Source organism: Paenibacillus doosanensis (assembly GCF_025060755.1).
GTDB lineage: Bacteria > Bacillota > Bacilli > Paenibacillales > NBRC-103111 > Paenibacillus_S > Paenibacillus_S doosanensis.
On record NZ_JANYUY010000009.1, the window covers coordinates 96289 to 121746 of the forward strand.

Annotated in this window: 18 protein-coding genes; 16 read left to right on the plus strand and 2 right to left on the minus strand. The window is 54.2% G+C overall.

All coding sequences use genetic code 11. From position 1 onward, the window contains the following. Positions 1-8: 8 nt before the first annotated feature. Positions 9-3050 carry an alpha-mannosidase gene (locus N0M98_RS09775; RefSeq protein WP_259617725.1) on the minus strand — a complete coding sequence of 1014 codons (3042 nt, stop codon included), beginning with the start codon at positions 3048-3050 and terminating at the stop codon, positions 9-11. Positions 3051-3247: 197 nt separating this feature from the next. Then, positions 3248-4360, minus strand: coding sequence for a GntR family transcriptional regulator (locus N0M98_RS09780; protein ID WP_249862922.1), 1113 nt, complete (start codon positions 4358-4360; stop codon positions 3248-3250). 243 nt (positions 4361-4603) lie between these two features. On the opposite strand from N0M98_RS09780, the gene N0M98_RS09785 reads away from it, so the two are divergent. The 16 genes from N0M98_RS09785 (at position 4604) to N0M98_RS09860 (ending at position 25167) form a co-directional block, all read left to right on the plus strand. Next, positions 4604-6061 (plus strand): sensor histidine kinase, encoded by a 1458-nt coding sequence (locus N0M98_RS09785; protein ID WP_259617726.1) that lies wholly within the window; start codon positions 4604-4606, stop codon positions 6059-6061. Between the two features lie 75 nt (positions 6062-6136). Beyond that, the gene (locus N0M98_RS09790; protein ID WP_249862925.1) at positions 6137-6340 is read left to right on the plus strand and encodes a VOC family protein; all 204 of its coding nucleotides are present in this window, start codon (positions 6137-6139) and stop codon (positions 6338-6340) included. 45 nt (positions 6341-6385) lie between these two features. Further along, complete coding sequence (locus N0M98_RS09795) at positions 6386-6637, plus strand: YolD-like family protein (protein ID WP_249862926.1); 252 nt, start codon at positions 6386-6388, stop codon at positions 6635-6637. 298 nt (positions 6638-6935) lie between these two features. After that, entirely contained in the window at positions 6936-8480 is a 1545-nt protein-coding gene (locus N0M98_RS09800; protein ID WP_259617727.1) for an ATP-binding protein, read from the plus strand. A gap of 410 nt (positions 8481-8890) precedes the next feature. After that, a complete protein-coding gene (locus N0M98_RS09805; protein WP_259617728.1) occupies positions 8891-11206 on the plus strand; it encodes a helix-turn-helix domain-containing protein in 2316 nt (771 codons plus the stop codon). Between the two features lie 157 nt (positions 11207-11363). Further along, positions 11364-12314 carry an ABC transporter permease gene (locus N0M98_RS09810; RefSeq protein ID WP_259617729.1) on the plus strand — a complete coding sequence of 317 codons (951 nt, stop codon included), beginning with the start codon at positions 11364-11366 and terminating at the stop codon, positions 12312-12314. 15 nt (positions 12315-12329) lie between these two features. Next, positions 12330-13196, plus strand: coding sequence for a carbohydrate ABC transporter permease (locus N0M98_RS09815; protein ID WP_249862930.1), 867 nt, complete (start codon positions 12330-12332; stop codon positions 13194-13196). 37 nt (positions 13197-13233) lie between these two features. Beyond that, on the plus strand, positions 13234-14769 hold the full coding sequence (locus N0M98_RS09820; protein ID WP_259617730.1) for an extracellular solute-binding protein: 1536 nt from the start codon (positions 13234-13236) through the stop codon (positions 14767-14769). 70 nt (positions 14770-14839) lie between these two features. Next, on the plus strand, positions 14840-16270 hold the full coding sequence (locus N0M98_RS09825) for a sulfatase family protein (protein WP_249862932.1): 1431 nt from the start codon (positions 14840-14842) through the stop codon (positions 16268-16270). Positions 16271-16378: 108 nt separating this feature from the next. Further along, on the plus strand, positions 16379-17293 hold the full coding sequence (locus N0M98_RS09830; protein WP_259617731.1) for a Rossmann-fold NAD(P)-binding domain-containing protein: 915 nt from the start codon (positions 16379-16381) through the stop codon (positions 17291-17293). Between the two features lie 355 nt (positions 17294-17648). After that, on the plus strand, positions 17649-17825 hold the full coding sequence (locus N0M98_RS09835) for a hypothetical protein (protein WP_249862934.1): 177 nt from the start codon (positions 17649-17651) through the stop codon (positions 17823-17825). Beyond that, entirely contained in the window at positions 17818-17997 is a 180-nt protein-coding gene (locus N0M98_RS09840; RefSeq protein WP_249862935.1) for a hypothetical protein, read from the plus strand. Before N0M98_RS09835 ends, N0M98_RS09840 begins: the two co-directional genes overlap by 8 nt. A gap of 133 nt (positions 17998-18130) precedes the next feature. Further along, positions 18131-19144 carry a S66 family peptidase gene (locus tag N0M98_RS09845; RefSeq protein WP_259617732.1) on the plus strand — a complete coding sequence of 338 codons (1014 nt, stop codon included), beginning with the start codon at positions 18131-18133 and terminating at the stop codon, positions 19142-19144. A 74-nt stretch (positions 19145-19218) separates the two neighbouring features. After that, positions 19219-19449, plus strand: coding sequence for a DUF6953 family protein (locus N0M98_RS09850; RefSeq protein ID WP_259617733.1), 231 nt, complete (start codon positions 19219-19221; stop codon positions 19447-19449). Positions 19450-19837: 388 nt separating this feature from the next. Beyond that, the gene (locus tag N0M98_RS09855) at positions 19838-20506 is read left to right on the plus strand and encodes an HAD family hydrolase (protein ID WP_259617734.1); all 669 of its coding nucleotides are present in this window, start codon (positions 19838-19840) and stop codon (positions 20504-20506) included. Positions 20507-20631: 125 nt separating this feature from the next. After that, complete coding sequence (locus N0M98_RS09860; protein WP_259617735.1) at positions 20632-25167, plus strand: DEAD/DEAH box helicase; 4536 nt, start codon at positions 20632-20634, stop codon at positions 25165-25167. The last annotated feature ends 291 nt before the right edge of the window (positions 25168-25458 follow it).

Consider the following 25458-nt stretch of genomic DNA (forward strand, 5'->3'; position numbering starts at 1 on the left):
TAAGTTTTCTACAGCGATAAGCGGACGGTTATGATCTCAAAGGGCTTGAAGCGAAGGCGAACCTTCCCGTCATCCGATACCGCAAGCTCTCGCTCGGGCTGCTCCAGCATATTCGTCCGGCGGGCGGAGCGGACCGGGAAGCCGAGCTGCAGCTCGCATTCCGTCAAGGTACGGTACGCCTCGTACATGCGGATGATGACGTCGCCGGAGCCGTCCTCGGTCGGTTTAACGGTATCGATCACGATATTGGCCCGATCCGCCGCGCAGAGCGAATGCGAACCGGCATCTCCCGGGCGGGCCGTCGCCGGACAGTTCAACTCGTAGGCGTGACGCACGACGCCGCTGTCCAGGAAGCTGCCGTTCCACGGATAGAACGCGTAAGCGAACTCGTGCTCTCCCAGATCGGCCTGCGGGTCCGGGGCCGTCGAAGCCCTTAGCAGCGTCAGGCTCATCGTGCCGCCGAGAACGCTCATTCCGTACTTGCCGTCGTTCATTACGGCGCAGCCGCGGGCTTCTTCCGCCAGCGCCGCCCATTTGAAGTGGGAAACTTCGAACCGGTCCGCATCATGCGGCCTGGAACGATGAGTCGGCCGTTTCATATAACCGAACTGAGTTTCGAATATCGCCTCGCCGGCGTGAACGGTCGTAGGAAAATCGACCTTCAGCAGCTTATGTTTTTCCTGCCAATCGATCTTCGTACGGAACAGGATGATCCGGCTTCCTGCAGTCAGCACGATATGTTGGCGCAAAGTCGAGCGATGAAGCTTCCTTGTTATTTCTACTGTCGTTGTGAGCGGGCCGTCGGCCAGCTTGCGGATAACCGCAGGATCGTCCAGTCCGATTTCGCCCAGCTCATAGGTTCGGTCAATCTCCCAGGCGTCAAAGCGCGGCGGGGTATCTTTATACATGCGGAAATCGTTGCCGGGTCCGGCGGTCAGCTCCATGCCGCGCTCTTTGTCCCAGACGCTGATCATCCGGCCGTACTCGTCGAGCTCGATACGCAGCAGATCATGCTCAAGGATGCGCTCGCCGGTGCTGGGGGCGGCTAAGTCTTTCGTTTCGTCCTCCTTTTCCGCACGGGTGATCGTGACCCAGCCGCAAGGAGGAAGCTCCACGCGAGCCAGCCGATGGCCGTTGCTATCCTGCTGTGCCGCCAAGGTTTGGCCGTTCGCATCTGCGGCTCCGCTCCAGCCTTGGGGAAGCGGGATGACGGCACTGCGTGCCCAGGACAGCGAGTTAAAGACGGACAGCGCGGACTCGGACTCCGCCGCTTGCGGGACGGACAATGCGTCCTGGGCTTCGGCGGCAATGCTGCCGGAAGTCCGGATGACCCGGCCGAAATCCTGCTCGGCCTCCGCATGCACACGGGCGATGGAAGTTCCGGGCAGTATATCGTGGAACTGATTTAGCAGCAGCGTCTTCCACAGCGCATCCATCTGCTCAAGCGGATAACGCCATTGGCGGAGAAGTACTGCCGCCGTCCCCCATAATTCGGCTTCGCGCAGGGCGAATTCGCCGCGCCGGTTGCCCTGCTTGGTCTTGGCCTGCGTCGTGTAGGTTCCGCGATGCGCCGGATAGTACAGCTCTCCGACATAGCGGGCGGAAGAGAAGCCCTGCCGCTCCAAATCTTTGAAATATTCGATAGGCGAAGTCAGCTTCACCTTCGGTACGCCCTCCAAATCGGCGCAGCGGCGCAAATATTCGAGCTCGTCACGGGTCGCCCCGCCGCCGCCGTCCCCATAGCCGAATTGGGCGAGGCGGGAGTTGATGCCGTCCTTCTGCACCCGCTGATTCCAGTTGTCGATGAGGACCGACGGCTTTGTCTCCAGATGGTAGTCCATAAAATGTACCAATACCTCCGAACCGTCTATGCCTTCCCACAAAAACGTATTGTACGGGAACGGATCGGCAAAATTGTTATAAGTTTGTCCCATTTTGACGGAAGCAAAATAACGAATGCCGCAGCCTTTCATAATTTGCGGCAGCGAGCCGGAGTAGCCGAACACATCCGGCATCCACAGCATCTCATTGTCGACTCCGAATTGCTCGCGGAAAAAACGCTTGCCGTGGATAAATTGCCGAATCAGACTTTCACCGGAAGTCAAATTCGTATCGGCTTCCAGCCACATCCCGCCTTCCGGTATTAGCTGACCGCGCCGAACCGCCTGAACTAGGCGTTCATACAGTTCGGGATACAGATGCTGCACGATTTGATACAGATAAGGCTGGCTCTGCGTATAAATATATTCCGGATATTCCTCCATAAGTGCAAGTTGGTTGGAGATCGTTCTTGCGATCTTGCGTTTGGTTTCCTCAATCGGCCACAGCCAGGCTACATCCAGATGGGATTGGCCCATCATGTACAAGGTCGGCGTCGTCGAACCGTTCGTACAGGCAAGCAGCGGCTTGAGCGCCGGATGCTCGCGGCGAATGTCGGCCATGAGCTCCGCTTCGTCGGCATCCAGGTCAATGACGGCGGCTATGCGGGCCAGTGCCCGGTCGATCTCGGCCGCACGGAGCGAATGTTCGTCCACGCTGCAGCGAATTTGATACAGAGTGTCCACGTCGATCAGAAATTGATACAGATCCTCGCGCCAAATGCCGATACCGGAGCTGCCCATAACCGGGCGAGCCTCTTGATGACCCGCATACCCTTCGACGTAAATTTCATAGGCTTCGCCTTCGTTAGCCTCTCGCGACAGCGTAATATAAAAATGCCGCTTGTCGATGGAACCGGCAATGACACCGTTTACATAAACGGTGCATTCCGCTCCTATATTCAGATTCAGCATAAGACGCTGGCCCTCGGCGGCTTGCGGGGCGGCAACGGTTGTCCGAAACCAGTAATAACCCCATTTCTCCCCCCATGAGTCGCCTTGTACGACGTCTCGGTAAGCATCCGGCGGATAAGCCTTCGCCTCGTCTATAGTCATGCAGCCTTTCGCCGGAAAGCCGCGGAAGCTAACTTCCCCCAATTGCCGGTACGAAACCGCATCGCGGGCTTTCATCCAATTCTCCACCTTCAAATTCCACTCTCTTTTTAAGGCCACAATAGTTCCTCCTAGCGGTTATTTTGTTAGTTTGTATTATCTGTATTAATACAATAAAATACTCTGCAAACATTATAGAGGGGGAGAGAAGCGGTGTCAATAACGATTTGGTTTCGGGCTTGCGGGAAGCGCGTCCGCTGTTTTATGCCGAAAGCGCAGGCTGCCGGCAACCTGCGCTTCTTATTCAAAATGCCGGTCTACAAACTGTTCGCGGGTTTCACCGAGCTGCCTAAGTACAGTGAGGAGGAACAGGTGTGACCGATGACGGCGGGGCGTTCAATGCCCTGTATCATCTGCATGAGCTGTTTGGCGGCGGTACGACCCATGTCATAAAACGGCTGATTCATGCCGGTAAGATTCAGACGGAGACGGTAATTAATATTCGCCGCGTCGTAGGTGACGACGGATATCTGCTCCGGTACGCGGTATCCGAGCTTCTCCAGGGAGATCAGAGCCGCTTCGGCGATCTGGTCGTTGGCGCAGAATACGGCGGTGAACTTCATCTCCTTCATCTTCCGTTCGAAGGCGCTGCAGTACGCTTCGAATTCGAGTTTGAAATCTTCGTTTTCCGTAGGGATAAACACGTCAAGCCGTTCGGAGAACTCGCAGCCGAGATCGGCATGCGCCTGCTGGAATCCGAGCCAGCGCTCGTTCATCGTCGTCAAATTCGAATTGCGCACGAATAGAATGTTTCGATGCCCATGCTCGAACAGCAGCCGGGTCAGCTTATAGGAGCCGATCTGATTGTCGCTGGTTACGTAAGGAACATCCATATCGTAGGCGTACCGGTCCAAAAACACGGTTTGAATGCCGTTATCGGACAGCATGCGCACCAGCTGCGCATTTTTATTCGGCCGGCCGTGCTCGACAATCGGGCACATGATAAGCCCGTCGACCTTTTTGGCGACCAGTCCCTTCACCATCGATTCGAGCTTGGCGGAGCTGCCCTCGTCGCTGGAGGAAAGCAGGCTGTATCCGTACTGGTGCACTTCGTCGTCAATGCCGCGCAAGGCGCTCGCCCAAACAGGATTTTCGATACCGACGACGAACGCGGCGATTAAGCCGGAACGGACTGACGAAGACGGCGGAGCGGCCTCCGGCATGCCTCCCGCGAATGTGCCGCGTCGGCTGTCCCGGGTGAGCAGTCCTTCCTGAGCCAGCTCCTTGATCGCTTTCTCGACGGTGTTGACGCTGGTGCCGTAATGGGCGGCGAAATCTCGGCTGGACGGGAGCTTCTCCCCCGGCTGCCAAGAACCGCTGCGCACCCGGTTGCGAATGTCGGCTTTAATTCTCTCGTACGCGTATTTCATTTTATATGCGGCGGCCCCTTTTTATCGTTAGCTTAGGTTATTTGAATCTATCGTACGAAATTGTATCAACTGTGTCAAATTAATGATTCGGTTAGAGAAATATTTATTTCATTTTAACGCTGTCTTAATCCATAAATGGATAATTAAGGATATGGTTTTAAAGTTTATAGCAGCGGATGTGATGAAGGGATGACGTTCCGTTTTCGATTAACTTTAGTATACGCCAGGATTGTAACGCTTTCCTTGCTGTTGTTGGCGCTTGGGCTCTATGGGGCTTTGCGGTGGTACCTGTACGACGAGATGAATCAAACTCTCCGGAAGGGGCTGGAATCGGTTCAGCATCACGCCGAATGCAGCGCTGTATATTCAGCTTCGGGCTGGAACGGTGTCGTGCAGTTGGACGATGCAGCCATCTCTCCCGATCTTTATGTTCAATGGATCGACGTCACGAACGGAACGAGAGTTCAATCCGCTAATGTAAAAACAACTCTGTTGCCTTACTCGATCCGATCGCTGAATCAAGAGAAAGAAGGATATTTTCACCTTGATACGGTTGACGGAACATCCTTCTATATTTATAGCAAGCCGTTATGGCGCAGCGGGAGCCTCGTCGCCGTACTGCAGATCGCCCGCGATGCGGAGCTTATTAGCGGGCTGCTTACTATCACCCGGCGGGTGCTGTTCGCGCTGATTACGATCATTACGGCTTTGGCTTTCTGCGCGTGCTGGATGGCCTCCGGAGAAGCGCTCAAGCCGCTCAGGGAGCTGATCTCAGCGATGAGAACGGCTCGTCGTAACGGGAAAGCGAACATAGCGCTTCGCTACAACGGTCCCCGCGACGAAATTCGCACATTGTACGAGCTGACGGCCGGACTGATGGACCGGCTGGAAGGAGCCGCCGGCAAACTGGCTCGCGCCTCTTCCGGTCAAAAGCGGCTGATCGCGGACGCATCGCATGAGCTGCGTACGCCGCTTACGTCCATCCGCGGAAATTCCGAGCTGCTGCGCAAGATGTGGACATCGCTCTCCGGGCAGCCCGAACGGCCGCTTGAAGCCGAGACGTGGACGCTTTCTTTGGAGGCGCTGGATGATATTACGGAGCAAACGGGTAAAATGTCCGCCCTCGTTAGCGACATGCTGTCTTTGGCGAGAGCGGATGCGGACACAGGCGCGCAGGAGAACCGTCAGGTCATTCCGTTAAAACCGATCGTCGATCGCGTTGACATGCAATTTCAATATGGCTGCAGCCAGGTAGAGTGGAGGACCTTTGGGCTCGATACCCTGGAATCCGTCTACGTTCTCGGCCATTCGGACGATTTGCAGCAACTGCTGACGATTCTGGTGAAAAATGGTTTTCAATTTACGGCAGAGGGCTGGGTACAACTGAGCGCAGAGAGAACGGAAGACGAAATAGTCATCTCGGTTCAAGATACGGGCATCGGAATGGATGCCGAGCAGCAAGCGCAGCTGTTCGAACCGTTTTATCGAGCCGATGCGTCGAGAGGGATCACCGCGGGAAGCGGGCTCGGATTGGCGCTGGCCAAACGGATTGCCGAGGCGCATCAAGGCGAGCTGTACTGCTCGAGTTTTCCGGGAGCGGGTTCGGTTTTCACGTTCAGGATGCCAATCTGCGTTACAACGAGAAAGAAGCGGGGGCGGCAGGAATGCGCTAGCCCGATCTCGAATTATAAAGAGTTATGAGTGAAGGAGCGTGATGGCTGTGATTCGCGGCATTTATGAAACGCATTTGCAAGTTTCCGAATCGCCTCGAAGCCCGTGTTCGGCAGAGACGGTTCGGAACCGATCGTTCATGCGTCGGACCCCGCTGCATCGATTTATTTCGACGATCCCGACGGCAACGAGCTGGAATTTTATGCCAGAATCCCGGGGGAGCCGAGACGGTTGTCCGCGACGGCGCTATTAAGCGAATGGACGAGCGCACGAAATCATGAAGAGAGCGGCGAGCAGAAACCCAAGTGATCGTTTTTCACCGCGCTTTAAGTAATTATAAGAGGGGAGCACAGGATGGCAAAATCAAAAGTACCTAAAAGGCCGACGCGGGATGAATTTGTATTAGAGGAGCTGGGAAATCAACTGACCGAAGCTTTTTATGAAAAATCGGAAATCGTATTGACCGTATGGGGATGGGAAGAAGCCGTCCGCGGCCAAATCGATAAAATGGACCCCCGAACGGGCAAAGTACATATTGAACAAGCCGACGGGATAGTGAAAGTACCGTTTATGGACATTATGAGCGTTGATTATCCAAGAGACTAAACGAATTGAAAAAGGGCCGCTTCTGATTAACCTTTAAAAAGGTTGAACTCCAGGCTCTTTTTCATCAATTTACTTTAATAGTGCGAAGCGTTACAACGATAAAAACATGCTGAAGCTCAAAATTTTCATAGCTTGCCGGAAGCTGTCGTCGTGCGGGAGCTTCCCTCCGAAATGCTTCGTTCTATTCGGGCAGTCGTTCTTTTGATAGAATGAAGACGTGCTTCTTCCCGGCAAAAAGGGAGCAAGCGCAGCGGCCAGCAACAAACAACCACAGAACGGATGACGGAGGTAGGCAAGGATGCAAAGAGAAGAAGAACTGCGAGAGAAAAAAAGAAGCGATCTTCATTTGAGCCAACTGGCCTCGGTAGGGCAAATCGCCGCAGGCATTGCGCATGAGGTCAAAAACCCGTTAACGGCGGTCAAGGGCTTCCTGCAATTATTAAAAGAACGCAACGAAAAGCAATATATCGAAATTGCCCAGGCAGAGCTGGAGAATGCGATCGGCATTTTGCAAAATCTGCTCCATGTCTCCAAGCCGGATTTGGACGACGAGCCATTCGAGACGATCGATCTGACCGCAGAACTGGAATCGCTGATGCAGCTGTTCCAGGATCAGTTTTACCGGGTTCAGGTGTTGACCGATCTCAACAACCCCGGCAGCTACATTTTTGCTAAAAAAAACCAATTGAAAAAAGTGTTTTTCAATTTGCTGAAAAACGCCTTCGAAGCGATTCCCGGCGAGGGGGCGATTTCGATCGGACATAGAGCGACGGAAGAGAAGATCATTGTTTACATAAAAGACAGCGGAACCGGAATTCCGGAGAAGCAGCTGGAGTTATTGGGAACGCCTTTTTTTACGACGAAGGAAAATGGGTCGGGCATGGGGCTGGCTCTGGTATTCTCCGTCATTTATCAGCATAACGGCGAAATCGAGGTCGAGAGCGAAGAAAATATCGGCACGACCTTCACGATTACCTTCCCGAGGGCGACAGGAAGCATGAAGAGAAAAGAGGTAGTCCAATTGGAACTGGAACAGGCAGCTACATTGAAGGAATATCTTACGGTCAACCGGGAAAAGTTTGAACAACGCCTATTGATGGAAGCCGTCAATGTAAGGGATAAAATCGATGAGATTATGGAGATCGGCAATATCAATTTATTGGATAACGCTCATAAGCTGGTGCTTTATATCGTGGAAAACAAGCAGCATGAGGTCATCTCTTTTGCGAAGCTGGAGGGCATGACCTGGGCCAAGCATTCTTTGACGCTGGCTTTCAAATTGGAGTGGATTCAGGCGGTGCGGCGAGTGCTGTGGGATTTTCTGTACAATTTCGACCGGACGAATCATTATCTCGCCGAGAGAGAGCAGTTCTACAATCAGGAAAAACAGATTAACGAGCTGATGGATTTGTTCCATACCCATTTGTTCCTCAGCTATTCCCAGTTGAAGGACGATCTTATTCGTGCGCAGCGGGAAATGGTGGAGGATTTGTCCGTGCCGATTATTCCGCTCACCAAATCGACTTCGATCCTGCCTCTAATAGGCCAAGTCGATGCAACCCGGGCCGAGATTATTGAAGAAAAAGTGTTTTTGCAGATCGGCCAGCATCCTATCGACACGCTGATCATCGATTTGTCCGGCGTTGTCAGCATGGAGGCCGCCGTTATCGCACAAATTCTGGGCGTCATTCAAGGCATTAAAATGATGGGTTGTCAGACGGTCATCACCGGTTTAAGGCCGGAAATTGTAAAATTAATGATCCGCTCGAATTTATCCTTCGAAAGCAGCGCGATCACGAAAGGAACGCTGCAGCAGGCGATCGAGGATTATTTTGCAAGATAACCGATTGGCCGGTTTTTCGGGCCCATAGACGCATGCGATCTATGGGCTTTTGTGCTTGTTTAGGAAATGATGCGCAGCCATATCCTGTGGATATCCGGGGGCTCCTCCGAAAGTAAAGTCTACCCTACCCATAGAACGATCCCGGAGGAAGGGTTAGACGCCGATCCCGCTTAGGCTGGATGCGGACGGAATAAGCTTCAGAGCATCACGTCACTTTTGGGGGATTTGTTCTGCTTAAGGGATATGATATCCATTGAAAGACGGCGGGCTGGCGCCAATTGCCGTGCTCGTGAACGAGCATTACGGATGAAGGGCGACTGACGTCTTTTTTTCGTGATTCCAACGCTTACGGCTGTGTTATAATAGGGAGGCCAATAGACCAACAGACCAAAGACATAGGGGGGTCTTGCATGAAGCGGACGGTGTTTATCCGCCTGTTGTTTCATTTGACGATCGCAATGGTCGTAATTACTCTGCTTGTAGGCGCGCTTGTATACCGGTACACGAACATGATGCTTAAGGAAGAAGTGCTCGGCACCAATACGGAGCTGCTGGACCAAACGAGGAAAATTGTCGAGCAGGCGCTCGGCGAGGTGCAGCAGATGGCCAGCTCGCTGGCGCTGAATTCCGAGGTGCAGAAATCGGTCTGGCTGCCGTGGAACTTGGAGGAAGAATACCGTTTTTTAAAAAGCACGAGCGATTTGTTTACAGACCGGATCAATTCCTCGAATTATTTGCATTCGATCTATTTGTACAGCGCGATTAATCAGAAACTGATTTTCGGCTCGGGAATTACCGACCTATCGGACTTCGCTTACCGCGAGGGACTGCAGCGGTTTCTCGGCAATCGAAGCGCTTCGGCTTGGGAGGCGGCCAGTCTGGATTCGGCGAGCGGGTCCGACAATGTCATTTCTTTCTACTTTACGGTTCCTATTCTCGATGTGCAGAAAAAAGGCGCGCTCCTGATCAATTTGAAGGAGGACGTGCTCTATAACGCCGTCGTCAACACGAACAAGCGCAAACTCGGCAATGTCGCCATTTTGAATTCCGAGGGAGAGGTGCTCTCCTATAACGACAAAGACCGGCTGCTGACCCGCTTTGACCAGGCGGATATCGAGCGTATCCAGCGGGAGAAGGAAGGCTATTTCATCGAAACGATAGGCGGGGTGCCTACGCTGGTGTCGTATATGACTTCTTCATTTAACGGCTGGGTCTATCTCACCTTGAACCCGTACGACGAAGTGTTTAAGCGTTCCAAGGAAGTGATCCGCACCACGCTGATCATTTCGCTGATTGCGCTGCTGCTCGGCATTGTCTTGATGGTGCTCGTATCGCGGACGTATTACAGACCGGTTAAACGGATGGTTCAAGCCATTTCGGCCCATATGGACAAGCCTCTGCCCGGCGTGCCGTACAAGGACGAGTTCGGGTTTATCGGGGAATCGATCAATCATTTGTTTAACGAGAACGAGGAATTCAAAGCGAAGTTCCGCGGTCAGGAGATGATTCTGCGGGATCATGTGCTGGTGAACCTGCTGTCGGGCAAAGGGACGGACCCCGATGAGATGCTTCGCCAGCTGCAGTATTATCAGCTTGGACTGGACCCGGAGCAGTTTATTGTGCTGGTCGTGCGAATTCATTTGGAAGAAGCCGGCGACGCATCGGAGAACGCGGAACAGGTCCGCAACCTGATGCATTTTCAAATCCGTACGATTTGCGAGGAAACGATGGCCGCTTACGGCAAGGGCGTATATGTCAGCCAATTCCATAAGCATGATGTGATAATTATGAATACAGGTCAGTGGGAGGAGCTTAATCAGGCGCTGGAAAAGGCCAAGGAGCTTGCTCACCGGATGATCGCCGGGGTTACGGGGCAAATGGAGGGAGTCGCCTTGACCGTAGGAATCGGCGGCAATTACCGCAAAGTATCCGACATCTCGCTGTCGTATAACGAAGCGGTAGAGGCGCTGTTGTACGAACAGCTCGCCGGCGTAGGCAGTATTTTATCCATTCACGATATGCAGGTGAACCGCGCCAGCCGCAATCGCTTTATCGCCTATCGGAATCAGGTGGACAAGCTGCTCGCCGATCTGAAGACCGGCAGTCTGGATAAGGCGCTGCAAACGAAGGATCAAATTATCGATCAGCTGCATCGCGATACGCAGTTCGGCTTCTCCTACAAGCATATGATGCTGACGCATCTGCTCAATTCTCTGGTTGCGGTGCGGGTGGAGCTCGTGCAGAAGGACGATTCGCATGAAGAGGAGCGGCGATGGTACGCCGATTTTGCCAAACTGCAAAATTTGGATGAGATCCGCGGCTGGATCGGCCTCGTTCTGGAGCAAACGGCGGGGGAGCTTCAAAGCAAAAGGGAGAACAAAAACGTCGAGGTCATTGAGAAGCTGGTCGATTATATCCGGCAGCATTACCGCGAGCCGATCGGTTTGCAGACGTTGGCGGATCTGGTGTTCATGAACGGCAACTATTTGTCCAAAGTGTTCAAAGAGGTTACCGGCCAGACTTTTATGGATTTCTTAACGGAAATTCGTTTCGCAGAGGCTTGCCGGATGCTGGACGATACGGAACGCAATATTAATGAAATCGCCGAGCTCACCGGCTTCGGGCAGAAGCAGAACCTGATCCGCACCTTTAAAAAAATGACAGGTCAGACTCCGACAGAATACCGAAATCGCGAGGTCATGGAGCGGTTGAACGAGGAAAACTGAACGATTGATACCAATCCGATCGATTGATACCGGGCCAATGGCGACGGATGAAACCGTTATCTAATATTGAAGCTTGAGCGCTCCCGCGTTTTCTTACTATGATGAGGTTGTTCCCAAGCCAAGGGATAACATAGAAGAGAGGAAGGGGGTCTTAAGCATGGCTGTATCGGCGACTACGATTCAGACCAAAGCGGCGGTTCGCAAACGAACTTTATGGAAGCGCATACTTGCAAGCCGCTATTTGTACTTGATGCTGCTGCCGGCGATCGTTTACTACGGTTTGTTTCATTATTACCCGATGTACGGGGCTCTGATCGCATTCAAGCAATTCAGTATCACGAAGGGGATCATGGGGAGTCCGTGGGCAGGCTTCAAGCATTTCGAGTACTTGTTCGGTCTGGATAAGTTCTGGCAGGTGTTCTGGAATACGATCATCATTAGTTTGTACCGGCTCGTATTCGGGTTTCCGCTGCCGCTGGTGATGGCTATTCTGCTGAATGAAGCGAGGAAACTGGCGTTTAAGCGGACGGTGCAGACGATCGTGTATTTGCCGCACTTTATTTCCTGGGTGATCATGGGAGGCTTGCTGATCAGTCTGCTGTCCACCGACAGCGGAGTCGTCAACAATGTCATCCGATCGTTCGGAGGAGAACCGGTCGGCTTTCTGACCGATGAGCGCTATTTCCGCAGCACGTTGGTATGGTCGATGATCTGGAAAGAGTTCGGATGGAATACGATCATATATATGGCAGCGCTTTCAGGAGTGAATCCGCAGCTGTATGAAGCCGCATTGATGGACGGCGCGAACCGTTTCAGACAAATTTGGCATATTACGCTGCCGTCGATTCGCGGGACGATTGTCATTTTGCTCATCTTAAGAATCGGCAGTCTGATGGAGGCCGGCTTCGAGCAAATTTTCGTGCTGTATCACACCGGGGTGTACAATGTGGCGGACATTATCGACACGTATGTATACCGGATCGGGCTGACGGAAGGACGGTTCAGCATCGCTGCGGCGGTCGGATTGTTCAAGTCGGCGATCAACTTCGTCCTGCTCGTTATAGCCAACCGGCTGTCGAGAATGATGGGAGAACAAGGAATTTATTAATTCAGGGGGATTCATATGGCACATTCCGGTTGGGGCAGCAGGCTGTTCGACGGCCTGAACGTCATCCTTCTATCGCTGGTTGCGCTGCTGACGCTGTATCCGTTCTGGGATTCGCTCATCGTGTCCATCACGCCGCTGAACGAAAGCGCCGCCGCCAGCGTTCATTTGTACCCGAAGACAATTACGCTTGAAGCCTACCAATACTTGCTGAAGCTGGAGCAGCTGTGGACTTCTTATAAGATTAGTATTCTTATTACAATACTTGGAACTGTAATCAGTATGCTGGCAACGACACTGGCCGCTTACGCGCTTTCGAAGAAGGATCTTCCGGGCGTTCGCCCTATTATGTTCGCTATCGTCTTTACGATGATGTTCAGCGGCGGCATTATTCCGAATTATCTTGTCGTCAAGCAGCTAGGTATGCTCAATTCCGTATGGGCGATGATGATTCCGGCAGCTATTCAAACGTATAATCTGATTATTATGCGCAGCTTTTTCGCATCCGTTCCCGAGAGCTTGGAGGAGTCCGCCAAAATCGACGGCTGCAACGACTTCGGCATTTTGCTGCGGATTGTTATCCCGCTTTCCATGCCGGCTATCGCTACGATCTCGCTTTTTTATGCGGTGACGAAGTGGAATGAGTTTTTTACAGCCGTTATGTATATAACGGACAAGGATATATGGCCTCTGCAGTTGTTCCTGCGCTCTATGCTGATCGATAACGAAGCGGCGTTCCAATCGGGCGGAGACAGTCCGTTCCTGCTCGGTCAATCGATCAAAATGGCCACTATTATGATATCCGCCATTCCGGTGATGATGATCTATCCGTTTTTTCAACGGTTTTTCGTGCAAGGGGTTACATTGGGCGCAGTCAAAGAATAGCCCGCAAATGCATGTACTTATGGGGGAGGATATGATAATGAACGTTTGGAAAAAAGGAATGCTCGTTACGCTTACGGCCGTGCTGCCGTTGTCGGCGGCGGCATGCAGCAGCGGGGGAACGGATACGAAGCAAGCGGGAGACGGCAAGTCGAGCGATAAGCCGACCAAGATCGTATTCCTGACGCCCGGCGACAACGCTGCCATGGGGATTAAGTCCGGCGATCGGATCGTGGCGGAGATCAATAAGCGTCTGAACATCGATCTCGAAGTGAAGTTCGTTCCGGAGAACGGATACGAGAAAATCAACGTCGCTATGGCTACCGGCGACCTGCCCGATGTAGTGACGATCAATTATCCGTCGCCGTCGCTCAATCAATGGATCGACGAAGGGATGCTGGTCCCGCTGAACGATTATTTGCCGTCCATGCCTACGATTAAGGAGAAGCTCGATAAAAATTTGCAATGGACGGCGGTCAACGGCAAATATTACGGATACCCGTTCATTGAAGAGCGCGCCAATACGGCGTTGACTTACCGGGCCGATTGGCTTGACACCTTGGGGCTTAAACCGCCAAAGACGCTGGACGAGTTTTATCAGACGTTGAAGGCCATCGCGACCAAGGACCCGGACAAAAACGGGAAAAACGATACGTACGGATTGACAGGCCAGAAGAGCACCGGCTTTAATACTTCGTTCAACTTCGTCTTCTATGCTTACGGGATGCCGCACGGCGATTGGGTGCTCGATGATGCGGGCAAGGTCGTGCCGATCTTCGAGCACCCGGCGTTCAAGCAGGGGGTTCAATATTTGCGCAAGCTGTGGGACGAGAAGCTGATCGATCCGGAATTTTTACTTAACGATACGCAGCAGCGCGAGCAAAAGTTTTATCAAGGCAAGGTAGGATTTATGGCGGCTCCATTATTCCGTCACGTCAACAGAATCGAGACGAGCCTGCAAAAGGTGAATCCGGAAGGCAAGCTCGGTTACTCCGCTCCGCCGGCAGGTCCCGACGGCAAGAGCGGGATGAACATTGCGGCTAAGACCGGCTTATTCACGGCCGTCACGAAAAATGCGAAAAATCCGGAAAAAGCGGCGAAGTTCATTGAGTTCATGCTGTCCAAGGAAGGGCGCGACCTGCTGGAGCTGGGTATCGAAGGCGTACATTACACGAAGCAAGGGGACAAAATCAACTATAACGAGGAAGAACGGGCCAAAGACGGGTTCGCCTCCAACGGCTGGGCGCATCCGCTGGCTTGGGGCAGCGTGATCTGGCCGCTCGGAGAATACTATTTGCCGCAGACGGAGCCTCAGGCCGATCGGGCCAGAGAGTCGGCGGACATTGCAACGAAAAGTATAGTTCCGAACTTGATCAATACGACCACACCCGAGGAAGTGGAAATGAGCGGCGTGCTGGGCGAACTGCTCAATCAATATTATATCGAAATGATTACCGGCAAACGCGACATTGATGCCGGACTGACGGAACTGTCCAAAAAATGGCGGGATCAAGGCGGCAATAAAGTGCTGGACGCCGTCAACAAAGCGTATCAGGCGCAGCAAAGCAAGAAGTAGGAGGGGCGGAAGGCTGCAGGGGCGGCCTTCCTTTTCATGTCCCAAGCCGATATAACGAGGAGGAATTAAGATGAATTCATTCGCTGCTTCGGAGAACAGCCGGCCTCATATCGTATTTATTCTTACGGACGATCAGGGAGCGTGGGCGCTTGGCTGCGCCGGCAACGACGAGATTCGGACGCCCAACCTGGACAGATTAGCCGCAGAGGGAACGCGGTTTTCCAACTTTTTTTGCACTTCTCCGGTTTGCTCTCCGGCCAGGGCGTCGCTGCTTACAGGAAGAATTCCTTCCCAGCACGGGGTCCATGACTGGATTCGGGGAGGCAATATCGGGGAACGGCCGATCGCCTATTTGCAGGGCCAGCCGGCGTATACCGAGATGTTGGCGGACAACGGGTATGTATGCGGGCTGAGCGGCAAATGGCATCTCGGCGACAGCATGCAGCCGCAAAAGGGCTTCAGTCACTGGTATGTGCATCAGACCGGAGGCAGCGCCTACTATGATGCGCCGATGATCCGCGACGGCAAGCTGATCCAAGAGCCCGGATATTTGACCGACGTCATTACGGACGATGCGCTGCAGTTTCTGGAGGGGCGGTCCGGCGAAGAGCAGGGGCCGTTCTACTTAAGCGTCCATTATACGGCGCCCCACAGCCCGTGGATCGACAACCATCCGCAGCAATATGTAGACTTGTACGAGGATTGCGCCTTCGACAGCTGCCCGCAGGAGCCGAAGCATCCATGGGCGATCCCGACGGCCCCGTGGTCGGACAATCAGCGGGAAAACCTGAAGGGCTATTTCGCAGCGGTGACGGCGATGGACCGGAACGTCGGGCGCATTCTGGATAAGCTGGAGCAGCTCGGCATCCGCGATCAGACGCTCGTGTGCTTCTTAAGCGACAACGGCTTCAACTGCGGACACCACGGCATATGGGGCAAAGGCAACGGCACGTTTCCGCAAAATATGTACGATACGTCGGTAAAAGTACCGGCGATCTTTAGCCAGCCGGGCCGCATCCCGCAGGGGCGCGTCTGTGACGGTCTGGTCAGCGGTTACGATTTCATGCCGACGCTGCTGGATTACGTCGGGCTGGACAATCCGGAGGCGGAGCGCCTGCCGGGCACGAGCTTCCTTCCGCTGCTGCTCGGCGAAGCGGAGCAAAACCGCGAAGATGTCGTCATCTTCGACGAATACGGTCCGGTGCGGATGATCCGCACGCGCGAGTGGAAGTACGTTCATCGCTATCCGTACGGACCGCATGAGCTGTACCATCTGGCGAGCGACCCGGATGAGCGGGTCAACCGCATCGACGACGCTTCGGCACAGGAGCAGCTGGCGAGGCTTAAGGCGAAGCTGGAGCGCTGGTTCGTCCGCTACGCCGATCCGGCTCGCGACGGGACGCGGGAGCCGGTCACCGGCTACGGACAGCTGGAGCTGGCCGGCCCGGACGGAGAGGGCAGGCCTTCTTATTTTGCCGGAGAAGCCCCCAAGCCGAGCTAAGCCGAGCGGAAGGCAGGACTGGTTTATATTGACAAAAACGCGGTGAAAACTTATTATGTATAAATATTCATTAACTATTATATTTATGCATAATAGGAGGTTGCAGCGATGAGTCATTTGATATCTTTGCAGGAATTCGACCGGGAGACGCTCTATTCGATCATCGAGCGCGGGCTCGATATCAAGAGGAATCCACGGAAGTTCGACCATGCTTGCGAAAGAACCGGCCTGCTGATGCTGTTTCAGAAAACGTCGACTCGAACGAGTCTGTCATTTCAGTCGGGAATGGGGCAGATGGGCGGGTATACGGTGAATATGGATTGGGATGCGAGCAATTTCAGTCTCTCGCCGATCCGTTACGAGGCGCGGTATGTTTCCAGAAATTGCGATCTGATCGTGGTCAGGCTGAAGAAGCATGCCGATTTGCTGGAGCTTGCCGAGTATTCCCGCGTGCCGGTCATTAACGGCTGCTGCGATAAGTATCATCCTTGCCAAGCGTTGGCGGACTTGATGACGATCTATGAGGTCAGCGGGACTTTTTCCGGGATTACGGTCACGTATGTCGGCATTCACAATAATGTAGCCAATTCGCTTACGGCGGGCTGTGTCGTGCTCGGCGTGAAGCTGCTGCTCGTTACGCCTATCGTCAACGAAGCTTCCTGGGATGAAGCGCTGATGCAGAAGGCGCTGCGCAGCGGTTATGTGGAACGGGTCGGCAGCTTGGCCGAGGCCGTTCCGCGCTCCCAATTCGTGTATACCGACACATGGATCGACATGGAATTTTTTGACGATCCGCAGTATCAGGAGGAGAAACGGCACAGAATACAGACGATGAGCCCGCTGCAGATCAATCCGCGCAATCTCGGCGGACACACTCCTTATATTATGCACGATATGCCGATCCACCCCGGATTGGAGATCGACGAGAGCTGTATCGAATCGGAGCGTTCGATCATTTATCAGCAGGCCGAGAACAGGATGCATGTCCAGAAAAGCTTGATGCTTCATCTGCTCCAAAAGTAACAGCTTTCTTTGACTGCCTAAGAGTAAGGTAAAAGTAACTTTTTTGACCTCGCTCTATGAGGCCGTCTTGCTTTTTATATATGGAAAATATAGGATTGTGCTTTCCCCACAAGAACAGCTCTGAGCTGGTGCTCAGCAATCATCCGGAAATACGCTGAATTAGCCCCCCGTTTGCAACTGAATCCGGCCATGCGGCCGTAATGAAAGCATCTGACGGAACGGACCAACAAAAGTTCTTAGCACTCGACAAAACTTCCTATGTTCATCAATCTCTTAACTCTATAAAATAAAAGATAATGATCCGTATTCGGCATAAGCCACATCATTTTCATAGTTTGGATAGGGGGCATAGGGGATGGCTAAGCAGTCGTCGGGCAAAGCTTTGTTGAACAAGTATTTTGAGGAAGATACTCATACGCTGTTGAATTTAATAGAAAGCATGAGCGAGAAGTACCCAACGGACAGCGAACAATGGAAAAAGCTGAACTCGATATGGGTTTCGACCGAAACGGTGAGGGAATGCCATGATTGAAAAATATACGCTGCTTAAAGAGCCGGACAAAACGATGTTCGTCTTCTTCAAAAACGATAAATATTACGGGCACATCATCAAAAACAAGACGGATAAAGCGCCGGCCAAATTTATTTTCGAGACGGATAAATACGACTCTCTGGAGCAGTTGAAGGCCGACTATCCGATGTGACCGCACGAAAGCGAAGGCTGGGCGTAATCCGGCGCAGCCCGCTTAAAGCGCGCCGGATTCATCATAGCCGAACCGGGCTGTGAGGGCGGGGGCCTCATGACGTTAATATCGGATACTGCAGGGGGGATTACGTATGATTCAATATCCTGTACTGATAAAAGGAACGACCATTGGGGTGACGGCGCCCTCCTCAGGGGTTAGGGAAGAGCATCATGATATGGTCAAGCAGGCATGCGAACGGCTGCGCAAGGAGGGATACGATACGATCGTCGGGCCTACGGTTTGGACTCAGAATAAGGCGCGGTCTTCACCGGCGCATCGGCGTGCCGCAGAATGGGAAAACATGATGAACGACCCTAAGATCGGTCTCATCATCCCTCCGTGGGGCGGAGAGCTGTTGATTGAAATTTTGGAGCATTTGGATTTTGATCGGGCGCAGCCCAAATGGATACTGGGATATTCGGATATTAGCCTGCTGCTGCTGGCCATGACCTTACGCACCGGAATAGCGACGGCCCACGGTACGAACTTGATTGATTTAAGAGGAGAGCATTCGGATGAAACGACGGCGATGTGGCAGACCGTTCTGTCCGCGCAGCGGGGCCAGTCCGTTTTCCAGCGCTCTTCTTCCAAGTTTCAAAAGCAATGGAGGCATACGTCTCCGTCTTCTTATGTTTTCCATCTGACGGAGCCGACCTGTTGGAAGAGTGTATCTTCCGGTCCGGTTCGCCTGACAGGCAGATTGCTCGGGGGATGCATCGACGTCATCCGTCATCTGATCGGCACTCCGTATGGAGACGTGGCCGGTTTTCAGGATCGCCATATCCAGGGTGAGCCGATTCTGTGGTATCTTGAAAACTGCGAATTATCCGTACCGGATTTGCGCAGGTCGCTGGTGCATATGAAGCTGGCAGGGTGGTTCGATCGCTGCTGCGGGATTGTATTCGGCCGCAGCTCCGCCCCGTCCGAGACGGACGGTTATACGATGCGGGATGTGTATGCCGAGCTTTCCGAGGAGCTGGGAGTTCCGGTCGTTTACGATATCGACTGCGGTCATGTTCCGCCGCAAATCACATTGATCAACGGCGCTTATGCAGAAATAACGGTGGAAAACGGAAGCGGAACCGTCCTTCAGCATTTTGTGTAAGCTGCCGCTTGGCAGCGAGGCCGCGCCTGTGATACAATCGTTTTTTACAATTGAAACGAATGGCGGGCGATCCGATGACAGCGAGCGACATTGCCGAATGGATGCTGAAGAAGGTCGAATTCGACGGGATTTTGTATCAGCAGGATGCGGTGAATTATATTAGAACTCACTTCGGCGAAGAGTTTATTTATGTCAATGAGAACGGCAACGCCTCGATCTCCAAAGAGGTGAAGAAGCTGTTCAAAAAAATGCACCGCGGGCGGGTAGCCTGGGACAGAGACGGCTTTTTCTGGGGCTGGACCTAAGAAGTGCGGCCGGATGAATTGTCCCCGCTTGAGGGTTCGAAATAAAAAATCCGGCTGCAAGACCGGGTGCAGACTTCCATCGACCGCAGGGCGCGACGATATCCCCCTTAGGCCGCGACGAAATGACCATCATTTTTAAAAGCGAAACAAAATGGAAAAGCATTGGGTTTAACCGCCTTATGCTTTTTTTGTTGCAGGTGAGGATTTTTATAGTTTTAATGTGTAATTTTTACTATTGCAAAAATGGATCGGTGGCCTGGTTATGCTTGTCTTTTCAATGAGGGAGCTGGAAAAAATAGATGGACAGCGCGTGCGGGTTCGTATATGATTGATTTAATTAAATAAAGTAGCGCAGTGGTAAAGCGATGGGGAGGCGGGTGGCAGATGGATGTATAAGGCGCTGTTTTTCGATTTCTATGGAACGTTAGTTCACGAGGATGACGCTGTTATCGACCGTATTTGCTCTGTGATAGCCGAGACGGCTGCAGAGGAGGCGACGATTCGCGACATACGCTCGCATTGGTGGAAACGGTTATCTTCCGATTTCCTCCGCTGTTATGGGCCGGATTTCCAAACGCAACGAGAGCTGGAGCTGCTGTCATTGCAGGACACACTGGAGCGTTTCGGTTCCGATGAGGATGCTCTAGCCTTAAGCGAGTCGCTATATGCCCATTGGAGCCGGCCTCCGGTCTTTCGGGATACGCTCGATTTTTTGCGGGATAATGCGCTTCCTGTTTATATTTTATCGAATATCGACCGCGCGGATATCGAATCGGCGGCAGCGTATAACGGACTGCGCTTCGATCATATCATTACCAGCGAGGACGCTCGCTCCTATAAGCCCCATCCCGAGATGTTCGAAGCCGGGCTTGCGGCGTGCGGCTTGCAACCGGACGAAGTGCTGCATATCGGGGATTCGGCGACGAGCGACATCGCAGGCGCGTCCCGGCTCGGTATTGATGCAGCGTGGATCAACAGAACGAATAAGGCGCTGACCGGCGATGCGGTGCCGAAGTATGTGATCCGGTCTTTAACCGATTTGAATCGGATCATTTAAGTGGATTTACTATACAGCTTGCAGCGGAACGGGGATGATCGATTTTCGTTTCGGGTGAGCTGTATTTTTTTGGTATACTATTTGTAGTCGATTCACGAATGTGTGCGAAAAAAAGGAGAATTCAGATGCAGAGTACCGGAGGAATAGAAGCATTTCATCCGCTGATCGCCGGCTGGTTTACGGATCGGTTCGGGCAGCCGACCGACGTTCAAATTCGCTCCTGGAGGGCGATCTTGTCCGGAAAGCATACGCTGATCGCCGCCCCGACCGGGTCCGGCAAGACGCTGGCAGGGCTGCTGCCCTGTCTGAACCGGATACTGCTGGAACGAGAGTCGGCCGATCGCGGAGTGAAGCTGATCTATATTACGCCGCTCAAAGCTCTCAACAACGATATTCATCATCATGTCATCGGCTACATAGAGGAGCTGAAGCGAAGGGCGGAAGCGCTCGGGCTCGGCTGGAGCGGGCTCACCTCCGGCGTACGTACCGGAGACACTCCGCAGCATGCCCGTGCCGCGATGCTCCGAAATCCGCCGGACGTGCTTGTAACGACGCCGGAATCGTTATATTTGCTGCTGACCTCTCCCAAAGCGCGGATGATGCTGAAGACGGTCCGCTATTGCATCGTCGATGAAATCCATGATTTGGCGGCGGACCGGCGTGGACTGCATCTGTCTGTGACGCTGGAGCGGCTGACCGAATGGACAGGGGCGTCGCCGCAGCGAATCGGCGTTTCCGCGACGCAGAAGCCGATCGGGCTGGTGGCCCGGTTTTTGGGCGGATACGAACCGGTCCCGGCAGGCGATCGGAGGGGGAGCGGCGGCGAAGAGACGGAAGCGACGGGAAGGGACGATCATACGGCGGAAAGCGCCCCGGAGGATTCCGGAGGGGATCGCGGGTATGCCCCGCGAGACGTGGAGATTATCGAGAGCCGGATGGACAAGCAGTTCCGTCTGCGCGTCACTGTTCCGGAGTATACGCATTTGACCAGAGACAAGCAGGAGGCGGTCTGGGGACCGCTTACCGACCATATTATGAAGCTGATCGAGGGCTGCCGATCCGTCTTGATTTTCGTGAACAACCGCAGGCTGTGCGAGCGGCTGACGCTCAGGCTGAACGAGCATGCCGGCCGCGAGATGGCCCGCTCCCATCACGGAAGCATTTCGCGCGAGCAGCGGCTGGAGGTGGAAGGCGCGCTCAAGGCCGGCGAGCTGCGCTGCCTGGTGGCCACCTCCTCGCTTGAGCTCGGCATCGACGTGGGGCATATCGATCTCGTCGTGCAGATCGATTCGCCGAAGAGCGCGGCAGCGGGCATCCAGCGGATCGGCCGGGCCGGCCACTCCGTCGGCGACGTCAGCCGCGGGGTAATCGTTGCCCGCACCCGCGGGCAGCTGCCGGAATGCGCGGCGCTGGCGCGCAGCATCGCCGCCAGAGAGATCGAGGACATCCGGATTCCGCGCGGCGCGCTGGATGTCCTGTGCCAGCAGGTCGTCGCCATGGTGGCGGCGGACGACTGGACCTTGCCTCAGCTGCGCAGCACGCTGGCGCGCAGCTACGGATACCACGGCTTCCCGCCGGAACGGCTCGAAGCCGTGCTCCAGGTGCTGGCCGGCTACTACCCGTTCGTCCGGCCGCTGGTGGATTGGGATCGGGAGAGGGGGCTGCTCTCCCGCCGCAGTTCGACCGCCATGGCGGCGATCATGGGCGCGGGCACGATTCCGCAGGGCAGCGCCTATCCTGTCCATCATGCCCACAGCCATATTCATCTCGGAGAGCTGGACGAGGAATATATTCACGAGAGCCGCGCGGGAGACGTATTCCAGCTCGGAACCAGCTCCTGGAGAATCCAGACGATTCGAAGCGACCGGGTCTATGTGGTGGAGGAAGCGGGCGGCAACAGCTTCAGCGAAATTCCGTTCTGGCGCGGAGAGGGGCAGGGCAGAAGCTTGGCGTTTTCCGAAGAGATAGGAAAGTTCATGGAAGATTTGGAGCGGCGGATGGATTCGGAAGAGAAGCAGGTTATTACCGGACTGCTAATGGAATCCCATCATATGGACGCCCGGGCGGCGGACGAATTGCTGCTGCTGCTCCATGCGCAAAAAGCCGCCGCGGCGCTGCCTACTCATCGCCGCATCGTTATCGAACAGTTTCAGGACGATATGAAGCAGCATCATCTGATTATTCACAGCTGGTTCGGCCGTACCTTTAACCGTACCTGGCAGCTGGCCATTCAGGCGTATGCCGAGCGCCGGCTGCCGTACCGCATCTATGCCAACGCCAAGGACAACGGCATCGAATTTGTCGTGGCCGACGGCGGGAACGGAGACGCGCTCAAGCTGCTGCCGCTGATCCGCGAGGTTACCTCGCATCATCTGGAGCGGCTGCTGCAAGAAGCGATTCCGGGCTCGCCGCAATTCGGCATCACGTTCCGGCGGCTGGCCGAGACATCCTTACTGTTGTCGAGAAGCTTCCGGCGGATGCCGGCTTGGCAGAAACGGCTGCGCAGCGAAGAGCTGCTGCGGGAATCGCTGCCTTATGCGGAGCAGTTTCCTTTTATCCGCGAAGCGATCCGCATCTGCATGCAGGAGGAGCTGGACGTACACGGAGTGCGCGAGGCGCTCAGAAGCATCGAAACCGGCAAGCTGGAGGTTGTCGTTGCCCAAGGGGCTTATCCTTCACCGTTCGCCGCGTTATTCCTTGCCGATTTTATTAATGCGCAAATGTATGAATCCGATGCGGTCGGCAAAGACCTTCAAGCGAACTTGACCGGGCTGAACCGTTCGCTGGCGGGACAATGGTTCGAGCCCTCGGACTCTATTACTGCTTCGAATAGCGACAAAGAAAATGCGGATGACGGAGCCTTAGCGGCCGTGGACTCGGAGGAGACGGAGCGGGTCGTCGTCGAAACGACGGATGACTGGACCCGATTGCTAAAAGAACGCGGAGAGTTTACTGAAGAGGAGCTCACGATAATCACCGGAGAGGGATCGGGCGCGGCGAGCAAACTGCATGAGCTGGAACGGGAAGGGAAAGTGCGAACCGTTCGTTTGGGGGTTGCGCGTGCGAACGACGAGCATGGGACGGTCTATTGGATCTGCGCCGACGAAGCCGACACCTATGCGCGGCTGGGCTCCGATCCGCTGGCCGGCCGGTTTATCGCGACAAGATATGTGGATCGGCAGGCTCGCTTCACGATAGGAGCGTTGCAGCGGCGCTACGGACTGGACGAGCGAACGCTTGGCGAGCTGATTCGCGGATGGGAGGCGGAAGGAAGGATCGAGCCCTCTTCCTATGAAGAAGGGCCGGAGGAGCGAGTGTGGCTCAACCGCCGCCTATTGATTCGGGAAGCGCGCAGGCAGGCGGCCTCCCTCCGTCAGTCCGTGGAAACGATAGATCCGGCGGTATATTGCTCGCGGCTGATGGAGCTGCAGCATGTGCAGTCTTATGCGCGGCTCAGCGGCGAGGAAGGACTAAAGCGGATCATCGGCCAGCTTCAGGGACTATTCCTTCCTCTATCCCAATGGGAGAGCTCGGTGTTCCCGCTTCGCCTGACCGATTACAAGAAAGAGCTGCTGGACCGGCTCTGCGCAGCCGGCGACGTATTGTGGATCGGACGAAAACAGGAGAAGGAGGGCCGCGTCGCCTTTTTCCTCGCGGAGTCCCGCGAGCTTTACGGCCCGTTCCTTGAACAAGCCGATCCCCTGAACGGCGGCGTTGTTGAGCTTGATCCTGCCGAGGTTGAGGGTCTAGGGGAGCCGCCGTCCGACGGCAGCGCGGAGGACCGGGAGCTCATGGCGCTGCTAGGGCGCAAGGGTGCCAGCTTTCTGTCTGCGCTAAGCCGGGAGACAGGGCGGGTCCCTTCGGAGCTTACATCCCAATTGGTGGAGTTGGCATGGAAAGGTTTGGTCTCGAACGATCAATTCGCCCCGCTCAGGCTGAACGGCTCGGCGAAGCCGGGCAAAGCGCGGACGGCCGCAGGCAAGGGATTCCAATCGGGGCTCGGCCGCTGGTATGCGCTCAGTTCGTTGAAGGAAGAGGCGAATTACGAACCGCCGGAAGCGATGATGGCTTGGATCAAGCAGATGTTGGAGATGTTCGGCTTGCTCACCAAGGAGCTTGCCGGATACTCTCCTTGGTCGTGGGATGATCTTTATCCCCAGCTTAAGCAGTTGGAGAACTGGGGAATGCTGACCCGCGGATTATGGGTTCGCGATGTGAAAACGATGCAGTTTTCCACAAGGGAAAGGCTCGGCATCTTGCAGAGCCGCTCATGGACCGAAGGGAACCGGCCGGTCGTTCTTCCTTCGACGGACCCGTCCAATCCGTTCGGACTTCTCGTCAAATGGCCGGAGAAGGAAGGCATAGCTTTTGCCAGGAAAAAAGGCAGTGAACTCGTTATGCGCGGAGGCCGCTGGCTGTTGTGGATCGAAAATAACGGCAAGCGGATCTATACGATGGAGGAACTGCGGGGCGATGAGCTCGAGGAGCTGCTGCGGAGCGCCGCTGCGGATTATTTGCGGTATTCCGGCATCCGCAAGCTTGTCGTCGACAAGTGGAATGGCAAGCCTGTCAAACAGTCGGAGGCGGCCGATATTCTCCTTAAGCTGGGGGCCGAGAGCGACCGCGATTCGCTCGTCATTTGGCCGAGCAGCCTGCGGTAGGAAGCGGCTTAGCCGCTTCTTGTCCGTATTCTGCAAAGATTTGTAATCAAGTTGTAATCTGACGTTCATCCGGGGATCATATTTTACGTCTATACTGTACCTATGACCCCCTTTTCATAATATATATCTTGAAGGCCTGCATCTCGTTGATGCGGGTCTCTTTTTTTTGCAGAAATATCCGTTAGCACGTTAAATATTGAAGGAAAATGTATACCAAAGGCGAATATCATAGACTGTAAATGATAGCCAGATAGTCGGTGAGGGAGCCAGACGAGACAACGTTTGTTTCCT